Consider the following 1,064-nt stretch of genomic DNA (forward strand, 5'->3'; position numbering starts at 1 on the left):
GAGCTGGGGGTGGCCGCAGAGACCAGCGAGAAGCGACTGTTTACTAAAAACACAGGTCCGTGCGAAGCCGTAAGGCGATGTATACGGACTGACGCCTGCCCGGTGCTGGAACGTTAAGGGGACCGGTTAGCTCCATTTCGGTGGGGCGAAGCTGAGAACTTAAGCGCCAGTAAACGGCGGTGGTAACTATAACCATCCTAAGGTAGCGAAATTCCTTGTCGGGTAAGTTCCGACCTGCACGAATGGCGTAACGACTTCTCGACTGTCTCAACCATAGGCCCGGTGAAATTGCACTACGAGTAAAGATGCTCGTTTCGCGCAGCAGGACGGAAAGACCCCGGGACCTTTACTACAGTTTGATATTGGTGTTCGGTTCGGCTTGTGTAGGATAGCTGGGAGACTGTGAACTCCGGACGCCAGTTCGGGGGGAGTCGTCGTTGAAATACCAGTCTGGTCGTGCTGGATGTCTAACCTGGGTCCGTGATCCGGATCAGGGACAGTGTCTGATGGGTAGTTTAACTGGGGCGGTTGCCTCCTAAAGAGTAACGGAGGCGCCCAAAGGTTCCCTCAGCCTGGTTGGCAATCAGGTGTTGAGTGTAAGTGCACAAGGGAGCTTGACTGTGAGACCGACGGGTCGAGCAGGGACGAAAGTCGGGACTAGTGATCCGGCGGTGGCTTGTGGAAGCGCCGTCGCTCAACGGATAAAAGGTACCCCGGGGATAACAGGCTGATCTTCCCCAAGAGTCCATATCGACGGGATGGTTTGGCACCTCGATGTCGGCTCGTCGCATCCTGGGGCTGGAGTCGGTCCCAAGGGTTGGGCTGTTCGCCCATTAAAGCGGTACGCGAGCTGGGTTTAGAACGTCGTGAGACAGTTCGGTCCCTATCCGCTGTGCGCGTAGGAGTCTTGAGAAGGGCTGTCCCTAGTACGAGAGGACCGGGACGGACGAACCTCTGGTGTGCCAGTTGTTCTGCCAAGGGCATGGCTGGTTGGCTACGTTCGGGAGGGATAACCGCTGAAAGCATCTAAGCGGGAAGCCTGCTTCGAGATGAGGACTCCCACC

General features: G+C 56.8%; 1 rRNA gene. It reads left to right on the forward strand.

Going from position 1 to position 1,064, the window contains the following annotated elements:
* A 23S ribosomal RNA gene (locus ACGFZS_RS49720) occupies nucleotides 1-1,064 on the forward strand; the annotation flags it as partial.

This window comes from Streptomyces sp. NPDC048288, assembly GCF_043201555.1.
GTDB lineage: Bacteria > Actinomycetota > Actinomycetes > Streptomycetales > Streptomycetaceae > Streptomyces.